Source organism: Acidovorax sp. SRB_24 (assembly GCF_012931925.1).
This window is the reverse complement of record NZ_MWOM01000008.1, coordinates 42315-62723: the sequence shown is the minus strand read 5'-3', so window position 1 is coordinate 62723 and position 20409 is coordinate 42315. Positions and strand designations below refer to the sequence as shown.

Annotated in this window: 16 protein-coding genes; all 16 read right to left on the bottom strand. The window is 69.1% G+C overall.

Annotated features, from left to right (window positions below):
• Positions 1-17: 17 nt before the first annotated feature.
• Positions 18-941: a UDP-3-O-acyl-N-acetylglucosamine deacetylase gene (gene lpxC / locus B2J89_RS04465; protein ID WP_169168025.1), complete on the bottom strand. Its 924-nt coding sequence runs from the start codon at positions 939-941 to the stop codon at positions 18-20.
• Between the two features lie 116 nt (positions 942-1057).
• Positions 1058-2290 (bottom strand): cell division protein FtsZ, encoded by a 1233-nt coding sequence (ftsZ, locus tag B2J89_RS04460; protein WP_169168024.1) that lies wholly within the window; start codon positions 2288-2290, stop codon positions 1058-1060.
• 145 nt (positions 2291-2435) lie between these two features.
• Positions 2436-3665, bottom strand: a complete 1230-nt coding sequence (gene ftsA, locus B2J89_RS04455; RefSeq protein ID WP_169168023.1) for a cell division protein FtsA — start codon at positions 3663-3665, stop codon at positions 2436-2438.
• A 33-nt stretch (positions 3666-3698) separates the two neighbouring features.
• A complete protein-coding gene (locus tag B2J89_RS04450) occupies positions 3699-4490 on the bottom strand; it encodes a cell division protein FtsQ/DivIB (RefSeq protein ID WP_169168022.1) in 792 nt (263 codons plus the stop codon).
• Positions 4487-5485 carry a D-alanine--D-alanine ligase gene (locus tag B2J89_RS04445; protein WP_169168021.1) on the bottom strand — a complete coding sequence of 333 codons (999 nt, stop codon included), beginning with the start codon at positions 5483-5485 and terminating at the stop codon, positions 4487-4489. Before B2J89_RS04445 ends, B2J89_RS04450 begins: the two co-directional genes overlap by 4 nt.
• On the bottom strand, positions 5482-6915 hold the full coding sequence (gene murC, locus B2J89_RS04440; RefSeq protein WP_169168020.1) for a UDP-N-acetylmuramate--L-alanine ligase: 1434 nt from the start codon (positions 6913-6915) through the stop codon (positions 5482-5484). Before murC ends, B2J89_RS04445 begins: the two co-directional genes overlap by 4 nt.
• A 79-nt stretch (positions 6916-6994) precedes the next feature.
• Positions 6995-8059: an undecaprenyldiphospho-muramoylpentapeptide beta-N-acetylglucosaminyltransferase gene (gene murG, locus B2J89_RS04435; RefSeq protein ID WP_169168019.1), complete on the bottom strand. Its 1065-nt coding sequence runs from the start codon at positions 8057-8059 to the stop codon at positions 6995-6997.
• Complete coding sequence (ftsW, locus tag B2J89_RS04430) at positions 8056-9291, bottom strand: putative lipid II flippase FtsW (protein WP_169168064.1); 1236 nt, start codon at positions 9289-9291, stop codon at positions 8056-8058. The genes murG and ftsW overlap by 4 nt, the downstream gene beginning before the upstream one ends.
• A gap of 26 nt (positions 9292-9317) precedes the next feature.
• A complete protein-coding gene (gene murD / locus B2J89_RS04425) occupies positions 9318-11180 on the bottom strand; it encodes a UDP-N-acetylmuramoyl-L-alanine--D-glutamate ligase (protein ID WP_169168018.1) in 1863 nt (620 codons plus the stop codon).
• On the bottom strand, positions 11177-12355 hold the full coding sequence (mraY, locus tag B2J89_RS04420) for a phospho-N-acetylmuramoyl-pentapeptide-transferase (RefSeq protein ID WP_169168017.1): 1179 nt from the start codon (positions 12353-12355) through the stop codon (positions 11177-11179). Before mraY ends, murD begins: the two co-directional genes overlap by 4 nt.
• Positions 12356-12385: 30 nt before the next feature.
• Positions 12386-15310, bottom strand: coding sequence for a bifunctional UDP-N-acetylmuramoyl-L-alanyl-D-glutamate--2,6-diaminopimelate ligase MurE/UDP-N-acetylmuramoyl-tripeptide--D-alanyl-D-alanine ligase MurF (gene murF / locus B2J89_RS04415; protein ID WP_169168016.1), 2925 nt, complete (start codon positions 15308-15310; stop codon positions 12386-12388).
• Complete coding sequence (locus B2J89_RS04410) at positions 15310-17055, bottom strand: penicillin-binding protein 2 (protein ID WP_169168015.1); 1746 nt, start codon at positions 17053-17055, stop codon at positions 15310-15312. The genes murF and B2J89_RS04410 overlap by 1 nt, the downstream gene beginning before the upstream one ends.
• Positions 17052-17363, bottom strand: coding sequence for a cell division protein FtsL (gene ftsL, locus B2J89_RS04405; protein ID WP_169168014.1), 312 nt, complete (start codon positions 17361-17363; stop codon positions 17052-17054). Before ftsL ends, B2J89_RS04410 begins: the two co-directional genes overlap by 4 nt.
• An 82-nt stretch (positions 17364-17445) precedes the next feature.
• Positions 17446-18375 carry a 16S rRNA (cytosine(1402)-N(4))-methyltransferase RsmH gene (gene rsmH, locus B2J89_RS04400; RefSeq protein WP_169168013.1) on the bottom strand — a complete coding sequence of 310 codons (930 nt, stop codon included), beginning with the start codon at positions 18373-18375 and terminating at the stop codon, positions 17446-17448.
• Positions 18376-18383: 8 nt separating this feature from the next.
• Positions 18384-18812, bottom strand: coding sequence for a division/cell wall cluster transcriptional repressor MraZ (gene mraZ, locus B2J89_RS04395; protein WP_169168012.1), 429 nt, complete (start codon positions 18810-18812; stop codon positions 18384-18386).
• A 331-nt stretch (positions 18813-19143) separates the two neighbouring features.
• The coding region (gene hslU, locus B2J89_RS04390; RefSeq protein ID WP_205763695.1) for an ATP-dependent protease ATPase subunit HslU at positions 19144-20409 on the bottom strand (1266 nt) is incomplete at its 5' end.

The following is a 20409-nucleotide window of genomic DNA, read 5'->3' as shown; positions in this document are numbered from 1 at the left end:
CAGCGGGCCCTGTGCGCTTACCAGGCGCGCGCCGGCTGGGCAAAGCCCGGGGGGGCCAGGCGCTCGTTGTCGAAGCTCACCAGTTCCCAGGCGTCGGGCTGGGCGAGCAGCTCGCGCAGCAGCAGGTTGTTGAGCGCATGACCCGAACGAAACGCGCTGTAGGCGGCCAACAGCGGCTTGCCGATGAGGTAGAGATCGCCCATCGCGTCGAGGATCTTGTGCTTGACGAATTCGTCGTCATAGCGCAAGCCGTCGGCATTGAGCACCTTGTAGTCGTCCATGACGATGGCGTTGTCGAGGCCACCGCCCAGGGCGAGCCCGCTGGCGCGCATCATCTCGACGTCGCGCGTGAAGCCGAAGGTGCGCGCGCGCGCGATGTCGCGGCTGTAGTTGCCCTGCCCCAGGTCAAACTCGACGCACTGGCCGGTCGAGTCCACCGCGGGGTGGGAAAAGTCGATCTCGAAGCGCAGCTTGAAGCCGTGGTAAGGGTCGAGCCGCGCCCATTTCGCGGATGCCCCCTCGCCCTGGCGGATCTGCACCGGGCGCTTGACCCGGATAAATTTCTTGGGGGCGTTCTGCAGCGCGATGCCGGCGCTTTGCAGCAGGAAGACGAACGACGCCGACGAGCCATCGAGGATGGGAACCTCTTCGGCGGTGATGTCCACGTACAGGTTGTCCAGGCCCAGGCCCGCGCAGGCCGACATCAGGTGCTCGACGGTGTGCACCTTGGCGCCGCCCGCAGAGATCGTCGAGGCCATGCGCGTGTCGGTGACGGCCAGGGCCGAGATCGGAATGTCCACCGGTTCGGGCAGGTCCACACGGCGGAACACGATGCCGGTGTCAGGCTGCGCGGGGCGCAGGGTGAGCTCCACGCGTTGGCCGCTGTGCAGGCCCACGCCCACCGCACGGGTGAGCGCCTTGAGAGTACGTTGCTGAAGCATGCAGGGATTTTAGGTGCGAAGGCGGCACTTTGCTGCAGTGCACGCACGCCCTGGATTTATCGCCGCGATGGAGGATGGGGCGCGGTGCCAGCGCGGGCCGCGCCGCGGCTTCCCGCTCAATCGGCCTGCTTGCGCAGGAACGCTGGAATCTCCAGGTCGTCCATGCCGCCCGACGACAGGGCGTCCACGCGCGCCGCAGCCTGCGTGCGGTTGGTGCGCCAGACGCTGGGCACGGCCATGCTGCCGTAATCGGTCTGGCTCGTGCCGCCCGCAGAACCCAGCACCGTCGTGCCCATGGCCGCGCCCGCCACCGGCACCTGGTAGGCCAGGTTGTCGGTGCCGGTGCGCAGGCTGCCCTGCACCACCTGCATCGACTGGCGGCGCGCATTGTGGCGCGAGAGGCCGGTGGCCACCACGGTGACGCGGATCTCCTCGCCCAGGCTGTCGTCGTAGGCGGCGCCGTAGATGACATGCGCGTCGGGCGAGGCGTAGGCGTTGATGGTGCTCATGGCCAGGCGCGATTCGCTCAGTTTCAGGTTGCCCTTGGCGGCGGTCACCAATACCAGCACGCCCTTGGCACCCGACAGGTCGATGCCTTCGAGCAGCGGGCAGGCTACGGCCTGTTCGGCGGCAATGCGCGCGCGGTCGGGGCCGCTGGCGGTGGCCGTTCCCATCATGGCCTTGCCGGGCTCGCCCATCACGGTGCGCACGTCTTCGAAGTCGACGTTCACATGGCCGTACTCGTTGATGATTTCGGCGATGCCGCCCACGGCGTTCTTGAGCACGTCGTTGGCGTGCGCAAAGGCTTCGTCCTGGGTGATGTCGTCGCCCAGCACATCGAGCAGCTTCTCGTTGAGCACCACGATCAGCGAGTCAACATTGGCCTCGAGCTCGGCCAGGCCGTTGTCGGCGTTGGTCATGCGGCGCCCGCCCTCCCAGTCGAAGGGCTTGGTGACCACGCCGACGGTGAGGATGCCCATCTCCTTGGCCACGCGCGCAATCACCGGCGCGGCGCCGGTGCCGGTGCCGCCGCCCATGCCGGCGGTGATGAACAGCATGTGGGCGCCCTGGATGGCGCTGCGGATGTCTTCGACGGCCGCTTCCGCGGCTTCGCGGCCTTTTTCGGGCTTGCTGCCCGCGCCCAGGCCGCTCTGGCCCAGCTGGATGACGCGGTGCGCGGAGCTGCGCGTGAGCGCCTGGGCGTCGGTGTTGGCACTGACGAACTCCACACCCTGCACGGCGCGCGCAATCATGTGCTCGACGGCGTTGCTGCCGCCCCCGCCCACACCGATCACCTTGATCTGGGTGCCCTGGTTGAATTCTTCGGCTTCGATCATTTCGATGGACATGTTGGAGCTCCTGTTACTGACGGAAAAGCAATGGTGAATTGGGAAACAATCAAACAACTTCGGTGCACGCGCGGCGGACCGGCGCCGCGCCAGCGCACGCGCGGCGGAGGGTGGGGACGCACGACCCAGATCGGTTTGGGCATGGTCAGAAGTTCCCCACGATGAAGTCCTTGAACCGGCCAAAAGCGGTTTTCACGGAGCCGCTTTTTTGCGCCACCTTGAATCCGCGCATGCGCGCCAGGCGCGCCTCTTCGAGTTGCCCCATCACCGTGGCGGCCCGCGGCTGGGCCACCATGTCGGACAGGGCGCTCGAATACTTGGGGATGCCGCGGCGCACGGGCTTGAGGAAAATGTCCTCGCCCAGTTCCACCATGCCCGGCATGACCACGCTGCCGCCCGTGAGCACGATGCCCGACGACAGCACTTCCTCGTAACCCGACTCGCGGATGACCTGCTGCACCAGCGAGAAGATCTCTTCGACGCGCGGCTCGATCACGCCCGCGAGCGCCTGCTTGCTGAGCATGCGCGGGCCGCGGTCGCCCAGGCCCGGCACTTCGACCTGCGCCTCGGGGTCGGCCAGCAACTGCTTGGCATAGCCGCTCTCGACCTTGATGTCTTCGGCGTCCTTGGTGGGCGTGCGCAGCGCCATCGCGATGTCGCTGGTGATGAGGTCGCCTGCGATCGGGATCACCGCCGTGTGGCGGATCGCGCCGCCCGTGAAGATCGCCACATCGGTGGTTCCGGCGCCAATGTCGACCAGGGCCACGCCGAGCTCGCGCTCGTCGTCGGTCAGCACGGCCTGGCTCGATGCGAGCGGATTGAGCAGCAGCTGCTCGACCTCCAGTCCGCAGCGGCGTACGCATTTGATGATGTTCTCGGCCGCGCTCTGCGCGCCGGTGACGATGTGGATCTTGGCTTCCAGGCGGATGCCGCTCATGCCGATGGGCTCTTTGACATCCTGCCCGTCGATCACGAACTCCTGCGGCTCGACCAGCAGCAGGCGCTGGTCGCTGGAGATGTTGATGGCCTTGGCGGTCTCGACCACGCGCGCCACGTCGGCAGCGGTGACCTCCTTGTCCTTCACGGCCACCATGCCGCTCGAATTGAGGCCGCGGATGTGGCTGCCGGTGATGCCGGTGTAGACGCGCTGGATCTTGCAGTCGGCCATGAGCTCGGCCTCTTTCAGCGCCTGCTGGATGCTCTGCACGGTGGCGTCGATGTTCACGACCACGCCGCGCTTGAGGCCATTGCTGGGCGCCACCCCCAGGCCGGCGAGCTTGAGCTCGCCGTTGGGCAGAACCTCGGCGACGACGGCCATGATCTTGGCCGTGCCGATGTCCAGCCCCACCACCACATCTTTGTATTCTCTTGCCATATGCGTGTCTGCCCTTCGTTTTTCTGTGCCGCTCTACCGGCGTTTTGCCGGCGTGGCGCCCTGCACCACCGTGGTCACGCCGCGCAAGCGCAGGGCGTAACCTCCGGTGTGGCGCAGGTCGGCCGACTCCAGGGCATCCGCGCGGCGCTTGTACTGCGCCGCCACCTGCGTGAGCGTGCGCACAAAACGTTGCGTGCGCTGCGCCACTTCCTCGGGGGTGCCCCCTCCCAATTCCACCACCGCGCCGCTGTCGAGCGTCGCGCGCCAGCCGCCCCGGCTGGACATCTCCAGCCCCTCCAACTCGAGTCCCAGTGGCCCGAACGCGGGCAGCAGCTGCTGGTACATGGCCAGCACCTGGGTGGAATGGTCGGCCGGGCCATTGAGCCGCGGCAGATCGTCCTGGTCCGCGTCGCCGCCGGCATCGAACACCTCGCCCTGGCTGTTGAGCAGGGTCGAGCCCGACTCCGGGCCCCAGTGCGCCACGGCGTGGTGCTCCTGCAGCACCACGCGCAGCGTGCGCGGAAACTCGCGCCGCACCTGGGCACTGCGCACCCAGGGCACCTGCTCAAAAACCTCGCGCGCAGCGCCCAGGTGGATGGTGAAGAAGTTGCCGACGAGTTGCGGCGTCACATTGGCGCGCAGCGTCACGGCGTTGTTGTGCACCAGCTCGCCCTGCACGACGATGCGCCCGATCGAAAACGCCGGGTGGCGCAGCAGCCACCACGCGCTGGCTGCCAGCGCCAGGCCCGCGCAAGCCACGAACAGGACCGATGCGGTCAGGTTCATGAGCTTGACGTCCAGCGGCGCGGGCAGCGAGTCGGTCATGCAGGCGTTCCTTGCGTGGCCACGGGGCATGCGCCCTGCGGGTTGTCGAGCGTGGCGCCGGCCAGCAGCTGCAGGCACAGGTCTTCGTAGCTGATGCCCGCGGCACGCGCGGACATCGGCACGAGCGAGTGCCCGGTCATGCCGGGCGAGGTGTTGATCTCCAGCAGGAAGGGCTGGCGGTCGCTGGCCCGGACCATGATGTCGGCCCGTGCCCAACCGCGGCAGCCCAGCGAGCGGAATGCCTGCACCACGATGCGCTGGATCTCGCGCTCCTCGGCATCGGGCAGGCCGCTCGGGCAGTGGTACTGCGTGTCGTCGGTGAAATACTTGTTCTGGTAGTCGTAGTTGCCCTGCGGCGCCACGATGCGGATCACGGGCAGCGCGTGCGCGCTGGCACCGACGCCCAGCACCGGGCAGGTGGTCTCGTCGCCCTCGATGAACTGCTCGCACAGCACCTCGGGGTCGTAACGCGAGGCAAGCAGGTAGGCCTGCGCGCATTCCTCGGGCGTGGTGACCTTCGTCAGGCCCAGGGTCGAGCCCTCGCGCGAGGGCTTGACGATCATCGGTGCACCCAGCGCCTGCAGCGCCTGCAGCGTCTCTTCGCTGCTGGCCACCAGGCGCCAGTCGGGCGTAGGTAGTCCGTCGGCGCGCCACAGGCGCTTGGTCATGATCTTGTCCATGGCAATGCTCGACGCCAGCACGCCGGGGCCGGTGTACGGAATGCCCATGAGTTCGAGCGCGCCCTGCACCGTGCCGTCTTCGCCGTGGCGGCCGTGCAGCGCAATGAAGCAGCGCGCATACCCGTCGCGCTGCAGCGCGCCGAGCCCGGCGTGCGCCGGATCGAACGCATGTGCGTCCACGCCGCGCGCGCGCAGCGCCTGCAGCACGCCGGCACCCGACATCAGCGACACCTCGCGCTCGGCCGAGGCTCCCCCCATCAGCACGGCAACCTTGCCCAGCGCGGCAGCCTCCACTTTTTTATTCCATGCACTCACAACCTGCTCCCGTCCAACACCACAAGCTCACTATTTTGTAGCAAATCGACCACCTTGGCGGCCACGGTGCCGATGGAGCCCGCGCCCATGCACAGCACCACGTCGCCGGCGCGCGCGCCGTCGGCAATGGTCTGGGGCAGATCGGCCACGTTTTCGACAAAATGCGGCTCCACGCGGCCGGCCACCCGCAGGGCCCGTGCCAGCGCACGGCCATCGGCGGCCACCACCGGCGCCTCGCCCGCGGCATAGACCTCGGTGAGCAGCACGGCATCGGCGCTGCCGATCACCTTGATGAAATCCTCGAAGCAATCGCGCGTTCGGGTGTAGCGGTGCGGCTGGAAGGCCAGCACCAGGCGCTGGCCCGGAAAGGCGCCGCGCGCCGCCGCCAGCGTGGCCGCCATCTCTACCGGGTGGTGGCCGTAGTCGTCGATCACCGTGAAATGGCCACCGCCCTTGGCGGGCACCTCGCCATAGCGCTGGAAGCGCCGGCCCACGCCCTTGAAGCTGGCGAGCGCGCGCAGCACGGCATCGTCGGAAATGCCCAGCTCCACCGCGACGGCGATCGCCGCCAGCGCGTTGAGCACGTTGTGCTCGCCCGCCAGGTTCAGCACCACCTCGAGGTCGGGCAGCGTGACGCCGTTGCTGCGCTGCACCGTGAAGCGCATCTGGCCGGCCTGCGCGCGCACGTTGATGGCGCGCACCTGCGCGTCTTCGGCAAAGCCGTAGCTGGTGATCGGACAGGTGACCTGGGGCACGATCTCGCGCACGGCCGGGTTGTCGGTGCACAGAATGGCCGTGCCATAGAACGGCATGCGGTGCAGGAAGTCGACAAAGGCCTTCTTGAGCCGGCCAAAGTCGTGGCCATAGGTCTCCATGTGGTCGGCGTCGATGTTGGTGACGACGGCCATCACGGGCAGCAGGTTCAGGAACGAGGCATCGGACTCGTCGGCCTCGACCACGATGTAGTCGCCTTGCCCCAGGCGCGCATTGGCCCCGGCGCTGTTCAGGCGCCCGCCGATCACGAAGGTCGGGTCGAGCCCCGCCTCGGCCAGCACGCTGGTGACCAGGCTGGTGGTCGTGGTCTTGCCATGCGCGCCGGCAATCGCGATGCCGCGCTTGAGGCGCATGAGCTCGGCCAGCATCAGCGCGCGCGGCACCACGGGGATCTTCTTGGCCCGCGCGGCGACCACCTCGGGGTTGTCGGCCTGCACCGCCGTCGAGGTGACCACGGCGTCGGCGCCGGCAATGTGCGCGGCCGCGTGGCCCAGGTGCGTGGCGATGCCCAGCGCCTGCAGGCGGCGCAGCGTGGCGCTGTCAGCCAGGTCCGAGCCCGAGACGCCATAGCCGAGGTTGAAAAGCACCTCGGCAATGCCGCTCATGCCCGAGCCGCCCACGCCGACGAAATGGATGTGGCGAATGGCGTGCTTCATCGCATTGCCTCCATGAAAGACGGCTCGTCGGCGTGTCCTATGTTCGCGACGAAATGGGCGATGGGGCGAATGGCGTGCTTCATGCTGCCAGCTCCTCGCACGCGGTGACCACTTCCCGGGTCGCATTGATTTTTTGCATGTTTTTGGCCTTTAGCGCCCGCTCTACAAGCGCGGGACGCTCCATATTTTGTAGCATTTGTGCCAGCCCCTGCGGCGACAGGTCGCGCTGCTGGACGAGCCAGCCGCCGCCGGCCTGCACCAGGAACTGGGCGTTGGTAGTCTGGTGGTCGTCCACCGCCGATGGAAACGGCACGAACACGGCGGCCGCGCCGATGGCAGCGATCTCGGTGACGGTGCTGGCGCCCGCGCGGCAGACGATGATGTCGGCCGCGGCGAACGCGCTGGCGGTGTCGTCGATGAACGGCGTGAGCTCGGCCTCGACCCCGGCGGCGGCGTAACGGGCGCGCAGCGCGTCGATCTGCGCCGCGCCGCTTTGGTGCGTGACCACAGGGCGCCGGTCCGCGGGCATCAGCGCCAGCGCCAGCGGCACGATCTCGTTGAGCGCGCGCGCGCCCAGGCTGCCGCCCACCACCAGCAGGCGCAGCGGCCCGCTGCGGCCGGCAAAGCGCTCGGCCGGCCCCGGCTGCTGCGTGAACGCCGCGCGCAGCGGGTTGCCGACCCACTGCGCCTTTTTGAAGACGTTGGGGAAGGCGGTGAACACCCGGTCGGCGACGCCGGCCAGCACGCGGTTGGCCAGGCCGGCCACCGAGTTCTGTTCGTGGAGCACCAGCGGCTTGCCGGCGAGCACGGCCATCATGCCGCCCGGGAAGCTGATGTAGCCACCCAGGCCGACGACCACGTCGGGCCGCACGCGCCGCACCACGGCCAGCGCCTGCGAGAAGGCGCGCAGCAGGCGCAGCGGCAGCAGCGCGAGCGTCAGCACGCCCTTGCCGCGCACGCCGCCGAAGTCGATAGTCTCGAGCGCAAAGCCCTGGGCCGGCACGATGCGCGACTCCATGCTGCCCGGCGCGCCCAGCCAGTGCACGCGCCAGCCGCGCGCACGCAGCTCCTGCGCCACGGCCAGGCCCGGGAAGATGTGGCCGCCCGTGCCGCCGGCCATGATGAGCGCCGTTTTCTGACTCATACACGCCCCCCTCTCATGAGGAGTTTGTTCTCGTAGTCGACGCGCAAGACCACCGCCAGCGCCACCAGGTTCATCAGAATGGCCGAGCCGCCAAAGCTCATCAGCGGCAGCGTCAGCCCCTTGGTCGGCAGCGCGCCCAGGTTCACGCCCATGTTGATGAAGGCCTGAAAGCCCATCCAGATCGCCACCCCCTGCGCCACGAGGCCCGAGAACACGCGGTCGAGCGCGATCGCCTGGCGGCCGATGTGCATGATGCGGCGCGTCATCCACAGGAACATCACGATCAGCGTGAGCACGCCGACCAGGCCGAACTCCTCGCCGATCACGGCGAGCAGGAAGTCGGTGTGCGCCTCGGGCAGCCAGTGGAGTTTTTCGACGCTGCCCCCCAGCCCGACGCCGAAGATCTCGCCCCGGCCAATGGCGATCAGCGAGTGCGAGAGCTGGTAGCCCTTGCCCAGCGCGTGCTTGGCGCTCCAGGGGTCGAGGTAGGCGAAGATGCGCTCGCGCCGCCAGTCGCTCATCATCACCATCATCGCAAAGGCCGCCACCAGCACGGCAGCGATCAGGAAGAACATGCGCGCGTTCACGCCACCCAGGAACAGGATGCCCATGGCGATCACGGCAATCACCATGAAGGCGCCCATGTCGGGCTCGGCGAGCAGCAGCCCGCCCACCACCGCCACGGCAGCGCCCATGGGCAGCACGGCGCGGAAGAACCGCTCCTTCACGTCCATCTTGCGGCACATGTAGTCGGCGGCGTAGACCAGCACGGCAAACTTCGCCAGCTCGGACGGCTGAAAGTTCATGACGCCCAGCGACAGCCAGCGGCGTGCGCCGTTGACCACCGTGCCGACGTGCGGGATCAGCACCGCCACCAGCAGGGCCAGCGAGAACAGGAACAGCACACGCGCCGAGCGCTCCCAGGTGGCCATGGGGATCTGGAACGCCAGCAGCGCCGCGACAAAGGCCATCACCAGCGCAAAGACATGGCGCAGTAGAAAGTGCGTGGGCGCGATCTTGCCAAAGCGCGGGTTGTCGGGCATGGCGATCGAGGCCGAATACACCATCACCAGCCCCCAGGCCAGCAGCGCCACCACGACCCACAGCAGCGCCTGGTCGAAGCCCAGCACGCGCGCAGGCGTGGCCGTGGTCCTGCGGTACTCGGTGCCGCCGATGCGCACGGGCAGCACGTCGGCGGCCTTGCCCGGGAGGCCGCCAAACCAGCCGGCCATGCGCTGCCAGGCGCTGGCGGGGGCGCTCACGACAAACCCTCCAGCGGCTGGCCGGCGTCGTCGGCCAGGGCCTGCAGCGCGGCGCGGAACACCTGCGCGCGGTGTTCATAGTCCTGGAACATGTCAAAACTGGCGCAGGCCGGCGACAGCAGCACGGCGTCGCCAGCGTGGGCGCGCTCGCTGGCCAGCTGCACGGCCTGCGCCAGATCGGACGCACCGAGCAGGGCGACGCCCGCGCCTTCGAGCGCCTGGCGGATGCGCGGCGCATCGCGGCCGATTAGCACCACGGCGCGCGCATAGCGTGCCACGGGCGCGGCCAGCGGCGCAAAGTCCTGGCCCTTGCCGTCGCCGCCCAGGATCACGACCAGCCGGCGGTCCGCGCCCAGGCCGGTGAGCGCCGCGACCGTGGCGCCGACGTTCGTGCCCTTGCTGTCGTCAAAGTATTCGATGCCGTCCAGGATGCCCACAGGCTCGACCCGGTGCGGCTCACCGCGGTATTCGCGCAGGCCGTAGAGCATGGGCGCGAGCGCGCACCCGGCCGCCTGCGCCAGCGCCAGCGCGGCCAGCGCATTGGTGGCGTTGTGGCGCCCGCGGATGCGCAGCGCATCGGCGGGCATCAGGCGCTGGATGTGCAGCGCCTCGGCTTCGGCGCCGCGCGCGCGCTTGCGCGTTTCGTCGGCCTCCAGCGCGCGCACCAGCCAGGGCATGCCGCCCACGGTCTCGATGCCGAAGTCACCGGGGCGCTGGGGCATGTCGCCGCCAAAGGTGACGTGGGCGCGCAGCTGCGGCTTCTGCAATTTCACGCGCTCGGGGGCCGGCAGCATGGCCATCACCAACGCGTCTTCGCGGTTGAGCACCATCAGGGCGCCGGCGCCAAAGATGCGCGCCTTGGCCGCCGCGTAGGCGGCCATGTCGCCATGCCAGTCCAGGTGGTCCTGCGTGAGATTGAGCACCGCGGCTGCCGTGGGCTCGAAGCCGACCGCGCTGTCGAGCTGGAAGCTCGACAGCTCCAGCACCCAGACCTCGGGCAGCGTGCCCGCATCGATGTGCGCGGCCAGGGTGTCGAGCAGCGTCGGGCCGATGTTGCCGGCCGCCGCGACCGTGCGGCCCGCGTGCGCGACGAGCTGCGCCGTCAGCGCGGTGACGGTGGTCTTGCCGTTGGTGCCCGTGATGGCCAGCACCGCGGGCGCATAGCCGTGCGCCGCGCGCAGCGCCTGCAGCGCCATGGAATACAGGTCTAATTCGCCTCCAACGCTTACCCCATCTGCGCAAGCAGCTACCAATACAGGAGCAACCGCATCGGGACTCAGGCCGGGCGAGCGGTACACGGCCGCCAGCGCCTGGCCTTCGACCAGGTGCGCGCCGAACGCGCCGGCCACAAAGCGCACCTGCGGCAGCTCTTGCTGCAGCGTGGCCAGTTGCGGCGGCGCCGCGCGCGAGTCGGCCACGGTCACGCGCGCGCCGCAGCGCACACCCCAGCGCGCCATGGCCAGGCCCGAGGCGCCCAGGCCCAGGATGAGGATGTGCTGGTCCTGCAGGGGTTTGGCGCCCTCGCCGGGCCAGCCGGCGGCCACCGGCGGCAGCACTGGCGCAGTCTCTGCGACCCCAGCGGCCAGCGGCGCGGGAATGTCGGCCGCGGGCTCGGGCGCGGCGGCCTCCGCAAAGATCCGGGCCACGAACGCGGCGGCGTCCTGCGCCGCGGACAGCGCGGGCGCGGAGCCGGGCGCCAGGGGGTCCGTGCCCACCATGGCGGGCGTGGTCTCGTGCATGGCAGCGCCCGCACCGGCCTCGGGCGACGGCCCGGCCCCCGGCAGGTCCGCCACGGACACGGCCGCCTCCGGCGCCGCGTCTGCGCCGCCGGGGGAGAGATCGTCGAGGTCCGTGTTCATCGCAGTTTCAGGGTCGACAGGCCCACCAGGCACAGCAGCATGGTGATGATCCAGAAGCGCACCACCACCTGCGTCTCCTTCCAGCCGCTCTTTTCAAAATGGTGGTGCAGCGGCGCCATGCGCAACAGGCGCCGGCCTTCGCCGAAGCGGCGCTTGGTGAACTTGAACCACGTGACCTGCAGCATCACCGAGAGGGCCTCGACCACGAAGATGCCGCCCATGATGGCGAGCACGATTTCCTGGCGCACGATCACGGCAATAGTGCCCAGCGCCGCACCCAGCGCGAGCGCGCCCACGTCGCCCATGAAGACCTGCGCCGGGTGGGTGTTGAACCACAGGAAGGCCAGTCCCGCGCCGGCCATGGCCGAGCAGAAGACCAGCAGTTCGCCCGAACCCGGAATGTGCGGGAACAGCAGGTATTTGGAATAGACCGCGCTGCCCGTCACATAGGCGAACACACCCAGCGCCGAGCCGACCATGACGACCGGCATGATGGCCAGGCCGTCGAGACCATCGGTCAGGTTGACGGCGTTGCTGGAGCCGACGATGACCAAATAGGTCAGCAGCACGAAGCCCAGCACCCCGAGCGGGTAGCTGATCTCCTTGAAGAACGGCAGCAGCAGGCCGGCCTTGGGCGGCAGGTCGAGCGCGAAGCCCGATCGCACCCAGGTCACGAACAGCTCGAACACGCGCGCGTTGGAGTTCTCGGAAATGCTGAACACGAGGTAGAGCGCAGCCAGCATGCCGATGGCGGATTGCCACAGGTACTTCTCACGCGAGCGCATGCCGTTGGGGTCTTTGTAGACCACCTTGCGCCAGTCGTCGGCCCAGCCGATGGCGCCAAAGCCGATCATGACGGCCAGCACGATCCAGACAAAGCGGTTGGAGAGGTCGGCCCACAGCAGGGTCGAGACCGTGATCGCCAGCAGGATCAGCACGCCGCCCATGGTGGGCGTGCCGCTCTTGACGTGGTGCGTCTCCATGCCGTTGGTGCGGATGGGCTGGCCGATTTTCAGTTCGGTCAGGTGCCGGATCACACGCGGCCCGGCGAACAGGCCGATCAGCAGCGCCGTCATGGCCGCCATCAGGGCACGCAGGGTCAGGTACTGGAAGACGCGGAAAAAGCCGAACTCGGGCGACAGGCCTTGCAGCCATTGGGCGAGCCATATCAGCATGCGGCACCTGTGACAAACGCCGAAAAGGGGTCAGCGCGTTTCGCCATGGGGGGCCTCCTGCGCGGCGTTGTCTGTGGGGGTGGCGGGCTCGATCGCCGCCAGCACCTGCTCCATCTTCATGAACCTTGATCCCTTCACCAGTACGCTGCCCACCGTGGGCAGCGCTTCGCGCACGGCTGTCTGCAGCCGTGCCATGTTGTCAAAATGCCGCCCGCCGCCAAAGGCGGCGGCGGCGTGCGCAGCCTGCACGCCCAGCGTGAACAGCTGCTCGATGCCGCGCGCCTGTGCGTGCGCGCCGGCCTCGGCGTGGAACTGCGGCCCCTGGTCGCCGACCTCGCCCATGTCGCCCATCACCAGCAGGCGCGGCGCCGGCAGCTCGGCCAGCACGTCGATGGCGGCGCGCATGGAGTCGGGGTTGGCGTTGTAGCTGTCGTCCACCACGGTGAGGGCGCGCGCTCCGCGGTCCACGCTGAACGCGCGCGAGCGCCCCTGGACGGGCGTGAATGCCGCCAGGCCCTGGGCGATGGCGGACAGCGGCACGCCGGCCGCCAGCGCGCAGGCCGTGGCCGCCAGCGCGTTGGTCACGTTGTGGCGGCCGGCAATGTGCAGCGCACACTGCAGCGGGCCCTGGGGCGTGGCGATCTGCACCTGCCACGCGCCGTGCGCCCACTGGGCGTGCGTGCAGCGCACATCGGCGTCGCTGGCATCGCCAAAGGTGAGGCAGCGGCGTGCGCCGGCCAGGCGGCGCCACAGCGCGGTATAGGCATCGCCGGCCGGGAACACGGCCACGCCATGGGCGGGCAGCGCTGCCAGCACCGAGCCGTTCTCCTCGGCCACCGCCTGCACGGTGTGCATGAATTCGAGGTGCTCGCGCTGCGCGTTGTTGACCAGCGCCACGGTGGGCCGCACCAGATCGGCCAAATAGGCGATTTCGCCCGGGTGGTTCATGCCCAGCTCGACCACGCCCAAGCGATGCTGCGCACCCAGCCGCAGCAGGGTCTGCGGCACGCCGATGGCGTTGTTGAAGTTGCCGCGCGTGGCAAACGCCGCCTCGCCCGCCTGCGCGGCCAGGGTGCATGCCACCATCTGCGTCACCGTGGTCTTGCCGTTGCTGCCCGCGACGGCCACCAGCGGCAGCGCAAACTGCGCGCGCCAGCCGGCGGCCAGCGCGCCGAGCGCCTGCAGGGTGTCGGGCACTTCGATGCCGGGCAGGCCCGCTGCGTCCAGGCCGCCGTGCGCGATGGCGGCCGTGGCCCCCATGGCGCGCGCCTGTGGCAAGAAGGCGTTGGCGTCAAAGCGCTCGCCGCGCAGGGCCACGAACAGGTCGCCCGGCTGCAGCGTGCGGCTGTCGGTGTGCACGCGCTGCAGCGTCTGCGCCCCATCGCCCACCAGGCGTGCTTGCGGCACGCGCTGGCGCACCCATTCAAAAGCCTGCTGCAGGTTCATCATTCCCCTAGTGGCTGTAGCTTTGCGGGCCTGCAGCGCGGCACGCGCCTGGCCCATGTCGGAAAAAGGCCGGCGCACGCCCGCCGTCTCCTGGGTGTCTTCGTGGCCCTTGCCGGCGATCAGCACCACGTCGCGGGCATCGGCCTCGGCCAGGGCCAGCGCAATGGCGGCGGCGCGGTCGGGCTCGGCGCGCACGGTTTCGCCGGCGATCGTGCCCTGCAGCACCTGGTGGATGATGTGCGCCGGGTCTTCGCTGCGCGGGTTGTCGCTCGTGACCACCACCCAGTCGGCCTGGCGCTGCGCGGCCGCACCCATCAGCGGGCGCTTGGTCGCATCGCGGTCGCCGCCGCAACCGAACACGCACCACAGCTGGCCGCCGCGCTCGGCCGCCAGGGGGCGCAGCGCGCGCAGCGCCTGATCGAGCGCGTCGGGCGTGTGGGCGTAGTCCACCGCGACCAGGGGCTGGCCTGCGGCGACGATGCGCTCCATGCGCCCGGGCACCGGCTGCAGCGCCGCGCAGGCCTGCACGGCGCGCGCCAGCGGCACGCCCAGCGCGCGCATCGCGGCCAGCACGCCCAGCAGGTTGGAGACGTTGTATTCGCCGATCACCGCGGTGTGGAGCACCTGGCGCTCCGCGCCTTCGACGACGGTGAAGCGCAGGCCGGCGTCGCCAAAGCGGATGCCCTCGGCATGCAGGCGCGCGCCGGGGCGCAGCGAGACGCTCCACAGGTCAAGCCCGCGCCCCGCCAGCGTCGCATGCAGCGCGGCGCCGTGCGCGTCGTCGGTGTTGACCACCACCGCCTGCAGGCCGGGCCAGTCGAACAGCGCCGCCTTGGCCTGCCAGTAGGATGCCATGCTGCCGTGGTAGTCGAGGTGGTCCTGCGTGAAATTGGTGAAAACGGCGACGCGGATGTGCGTGCCCGCGAGCCGGTGCTCGGCCAGCCCGATGGAGGAGGCCTCGATGGCGCAGGTGCGCGCGCCGGCGTCGGCAAACCCGCGGAAGGCGCGCTGCAAGCGCACCGGGTCGGGCGTGGTCATGCCCGTGGTTTCGAGCTGCGGCGCGGCGCCCGCCACCACAGCCATGCCCAAAGTGCCCACCAGCGCACACGGGGCAAGCGCTGGCAGCTCGCTTTTCGATAGCGCTCCGGCCAGCCACCAGGCGCTGCTGGTCTTGCCGTTGGTGCCGGTGAAGGCCACCACGGCGAGCGCCTGCGAGGGCCTGCCGAACCACTGCGCCGCGATCTCGCCAGTGGCGGCCTTCAGCCCCAGCAGCGCCGCCATGTGTTCGCCGCGCAAGCCAAAGGGCTCGGCACCGGCCTGCTCGACCAGGCAGGCCGCGGCGCCGCGCGCCAGGGCATCGGCCACGTGGGCGCGGCCATCGGTCGCGGCGCCGGGCCAGGCGATGAAGCCATCGCCGGGGGCGACCTGGCGGCTGTCGGTCTGCAGCGTGCCCGTGACGCGCGCGCGCAGCCACTCAACGGCCTGGGTGGCGTTGTCGAGCCGGTGCATCACAGCGTCTCCTCGACCACGTCGGCGACGATCTGCGGCTTGACTTCCATGTCGGGCTGCACGCCCATCATGCGCAATGTCTGCTGCACCACTTCGCTGAACACCGGGGCGGCCACGGTGCCGCCGTAGTAGGTGCCGTTGTTGGGTTCGTCGACCATCACGGCGACGATGATGCGCGGCTTGTCGATGGGGGCCATGCCGGTGAACCAGGCGCGGTACTTGCCCGACGCATAGGTCTTGCCGACCTGCTTGCGCGCCGTGCCCGATTTGCCGCCCACCGAATACCCCTGGGTCTGTGCGCGCTGGCCGGTGCCGCCCGGGCCGGCTGCCATGTGCAGCATCTTGCGCACTTCGGCCGCGGTGCGCGCAGAAAACACCGGCACGCCGGCGGCCGGCTGGTCGCTTTTGAGCATGGTGGCTGGAATGATCTGGCCGTCGTGCGCAAACACCGTGTACGAACGCGCCATCTGAAACATGCTGGCCGAGAGGCCATAGCCGTACGACATCGTGGCCTGCTCGATCGGGCGCCAGGTCTTGTAGGGCCGTAGCTTGCCGCTCACGGCGCCCGGGAAGGCGATCTGCGGCTTCTGCCCAAAGCCGGCGGCCGAGAACGTCTCCCACATCTCGCGCGCCGGCATCTGCATGGCCAGCTTGGTCGTGCCGACGTTGCTCGAGGTCTGGATCACGCCTTCCACCGTCAGCACGCCATGGTTGCGCGTGTCGGAGATGGTGGAGCCGGTGATGGTGATGCGCCCCGGGCTGGTGTCGACGATGGTGCCGGGGCGCACGCGCCCGCTCTCGAGCGCCAGGCCAATGGTGAACGGCTTGATGGTCGATCCCGGCTCGAAGGTGTCGGTGAGCGCGCGGTTGCGCAGCTGTTCGCCGGTCAGGTTGCTGCGCTTGTCGGGCACGTAGCTCGGGTAGTTGGCCAGCGCGAGCACCTCGCCCGTGATGGCGTCGAGCACGACCACGGTGCCGGCCTTGGCCTTGTGCGCAATCACCTGGTCGCGCAGCTTCTGGTAGGCAAAGAACTGCACCTTGCTGTCGATCGACAGCTGCATGTCGCGCCCGTCCATGGGCGGCACCGTTTCGCCCACGCCTTCGACGACACGGCCCAGGCGGTCCTTGATGACGCGGCGCGAGCCGGCCTTGCCCGCCAGCTGGTCGTTGAAGGCCAGCTCCATGCCTTCCTGGCCCTTGTCTTCGACGTTGGTGAAACCGACCACGTGCGCCGCCGATTCGCCTTCGGGGTACTGGCGCTTGTATTCCTTGCGCTGGTAGATGCCCTTGATGCCGAGCGCGGCAATCTGCTGGCCTACGTCCCAGTCGAGCTGGCGCTTGACCCAGACGAAGCTCTTGTCCTCATCGGCCAGCTTGGCGTTCAAAGCGGCCAGTGGCATGTCCATGAGCCTGGCCAACTGCGGAAGCTTGGCGCGCACCTCGGCGTCCTGCAGGTCCACGTCTTCGGGAATGGCCCAGATGCTCGCGGCCGGCACGCTGGACGCCAGGATCAGGCCGTTGCGGTCGAGGATCTTGCCGCGGTTGGCCGGCAGCTCCAGCGTGCGTGCAAAGCGCACCTCGCCCTGGCGCTGGAAGAAGTCGTTGCCCACCACCTGCACGTAGGCGGCACGCGCGCCCAGGCCGGCAAAGCCCAGCGCGATCAGCGCCACGATGAGCTTGCTGCGCCACACGGGCGTCTTGCTCGCCAGCAGCGGGCTGGACGTATAGAGCACGCTGCGGCTCATGGGCGCGCCCCCGGCGCTGGAGCACCCGGCGGCGCTGCGGCGGGCGCGGGATCGGAGACGTACTGCGTGATCGCGGGCGTGGCGGTGCGCATCTGCAGTTGCGCCCGCGCCAGTGCCTCCACGCGCAGCGGCGTGGCCTGCGCGCGCTTTTCGACGCGCAGGCGCTCGTGCTCGGTCTCCAGGCGCCGCGCCTCGCCCACCGCACGGTCGAGCTCGGTGTACAGCAGGCGCGACTCGTACTGCGTGCGCACCAGGTACAGGCTGCTGGCCAACACCGCCAGCAACAGCACGACGTTGAGCCGCATCATGTGCGCCCCTTGCTGCGGCGGCGCGTGCGCGGCGCTGCCGCCAGGAGCGGACCGGACACAAAGCAGCGCGGCACGCCTGGCCTCATGCCGGCACCTCGGTGCGCTCGGCCACGCGCATCACGGCGCTGCGCGCGCGCGGGTTGGCGGCCACTTCCGCAGCGCTCGGCTTGATGCGCGCCAGCGCCCTCAGGCGCATGGCCTTGGGCGGCGCAAACGGCGCGCGCCGGTCGTACACCTCTTTCGAGTGCTCGGCGATGAACTGCTTGACGATGCGGTCTTCGAGCGAATGGAAGCTGATCACCACCAGGCGCCCGCCCGGCTGCAGCACCGAAAGGCTGGCCTCTAACGCCTGCTGCAGCTCTTCGAGCTCGGCGTTGATGAAAATCCGAAAAGCCTGAAAGGTGCGCGTGGCCGGGTTCTGGCCCGCTTCGCGGGTCTTGACCGCGCCAGCCACGAGATCGGCCAGCTCGGCGGTGGTCGCGAGGGGGCCGCGCTCTTGCCGGCGCGCAACAATCGCCTTTGCAATGGGGCCAGCAAACCGTTCTTCACCGTATTCACGTATCACCTCCGCAATCTGCCCCACTTCGGCGCTGGCGAGCCACTGGGCCACGCTTTCGCCGCGCGTGGTGTCCATGCGCATGTCCAGCGGACCGTCGAACCGGAAACTGAATCCGCGCCCCGGGCTGTCGATCTGCGGCGAGCTCACACCCAGGTCGAGCAGCACCCCGGCGGCGCTGGCAGGCGGCAGGTCGGCGAGCTGGCGAAAGCCCTGGTGGCGAATCGAAAAACGCGCATCGGGGATGCGCGCTGCTTCGGCGATGGCCTCGGGGTCCTTGTCAAAGGCCACGAGGCGCCCCTGCGCGCCAAGCCGTGAGAGGATGCGCCGCGAATGGCCGCCCCGCCCAAACGTGGCATCGATCCAGGTTCCTGCGGGCGCTGCATCGGCGCCGCCGAGCAAGGCATCGACCGCTTCATCGAGCAGCACGGTGGTGTGTCGTAGTTCTGCGTTCACGTGCGCCTTCAGAAAGAAAAGTCCTTGAAGACGTCGGGCATCTCGCCTTGCATGGCCTGGGCCTCTTGCGCGTCGTAGGTGCCCTTGTCCCAAAGCTCGAAATGGTTGCCCATGCCCAGCAGCATGGTCTCGCGGCTGATGCCCGCGGCCTGGCGCAGTTCGGGGGACACCAGCACCCGGGCGGTGGCATCCATCTCCACATCCATCGCATTGCCCAGGAAGATGCGCTTCCACCACTGGGCAGACATGGGCAGCTGGGCCACGCGCTCACGGAATTTCTCCCACTCGGGGCGCGGAAAAATCATGAGGCAGCCGTGCGGGTGCTTGGTGATCGTCAGCTGGCCCGCGGCGGTCGCGCTCAAGACGTCACGGTGCCGGGTCGGCACAGACAGCCGCCCCTTGGCATCCAGACTCAGCGATGAAGCCCCTTGGAACACAGACAGACACCCCAGCTTGTTTGTTGATGCGACGGACGCCAGACAGCGCAACAACGGGCGTTTCACCACTTAATTGCACTTTTTTGCACTGTAGCAGGAAAAGCGCCCCACGCGGCAGGGCGCCAACATCTTCTTGCAATGAAATCAACAACTTAGCCAGGAAATGGCAGGCGCCACAAAGGCAAGGAAAGGCAAAATCCTTTACAGGATGGGCAGTTAGCGGCGGCTGTGCAAGTAAGTCCTTAAGCCTGGGGGTCAGCCTGCAGGCCGCCGCGTGTTACTAGCTGTACCCGACGCACACCCTGCCCAACGCGGCAGCGCCCGTCGGCGCTCAAAGGATGTAGCGCGACAGGTCCTCGTCCTGGCTCAACGCCCGCAGCCGCTCGTCGACGTAGGCGCTGTCCACGCGCAGCGTCTGGCCGGCGCGGTGGGCCGCGTCGAAGCTGACCTCGTCGAGCAGGCGCTCCATCACGGTGGAGAGGCGGCGCGCGCCGATGTTCTCCGTGCGCTCGTTGACCTCGAAGGCGATCTGCGCCAGGCGCGTGATGCCCTCGGGCAGGAATTCCAGCGCCACGCCCTCGGTGGCCAGCAGCGCCTGGTACTGCTTGACGAGCGAGGCGTGCGTCTGCGTGAGGATGGCCTCGAAGTCCTGCACCGACAGCGACTCGAGCTCGACGCGGATCGGGAAACGCCCCTGCAGCTCGGGAATCAGGTCGCTGGGCTTGGCCAGGTGGAACGCCCCCGAAGCGATGAACAGGATGTGGTCGGTGCGCACCATGCCGTACTTGGTCGACACGGCTGTGCCCTCGACCAGCGGCAGCAGGTCGCGCTGCACCCCCTGGCGCGACACGTCCGCGCCGCTGCTCTCCTGGCGGGTGGCCACCTTGTCGATCTCGTCGATGAAGACGATGCCGTTCTGTTCGGCGCTGGCGATGGCGCGGACCTTGATTTCTTCCTCGTTGACCAGCTTGCCGGCCTCTTCATCGATGAGCAGTTTGCGCGCCTCTGCGATCTTGAGCTTGCGTGTGCGGCGCTTCTCCTGCCCCATCTGGCTGAAGACGCCGCGCAACTGCTCGGCCATCTCCTCCATGCCTTGCGGGCCCATGATCTCGAGCTGCGGCCGGGCGTCGGCCACGTCGATCTCGACCTCCTTGTCGTCGAGCTGGCCTTCGCACAGTTTCTTGCGGAACACCTGGCGTGCCGCGCTCTCGGCCGGGGGCTCGGCGTCGGCCGTGCGCGCGGCCGGAAGCAGCGCATCGAGGATGCGCTCCTCGGCCGCGTCTTCGGCGCGCGCGCGCACGCGCTGCACCTGGGCCTGGCGCTCCTGCTTGACGGCGATCTCGGCCAGGTCGCGGACGATGGCGTCCACATCCTTGCCCACGTAGCCCACTTCGGTGAACTTGGTGGCCTCGACCTTGATGAACGGGGCCTGCGCCAGGCGCGCCAGGCGCCGCGCGATCTCGGTTTTGCCCACCCCCGTGGGGCCGATCATGAGGATGTTCTTGGGCGTGATTTCCTGGCGCAGCCCCTCGGGCACCTGCTGGCGGCGCCAGCGGTTGCGCAGCGCAATGGCCACGGCGCGCTTGGCGCTGGCCTG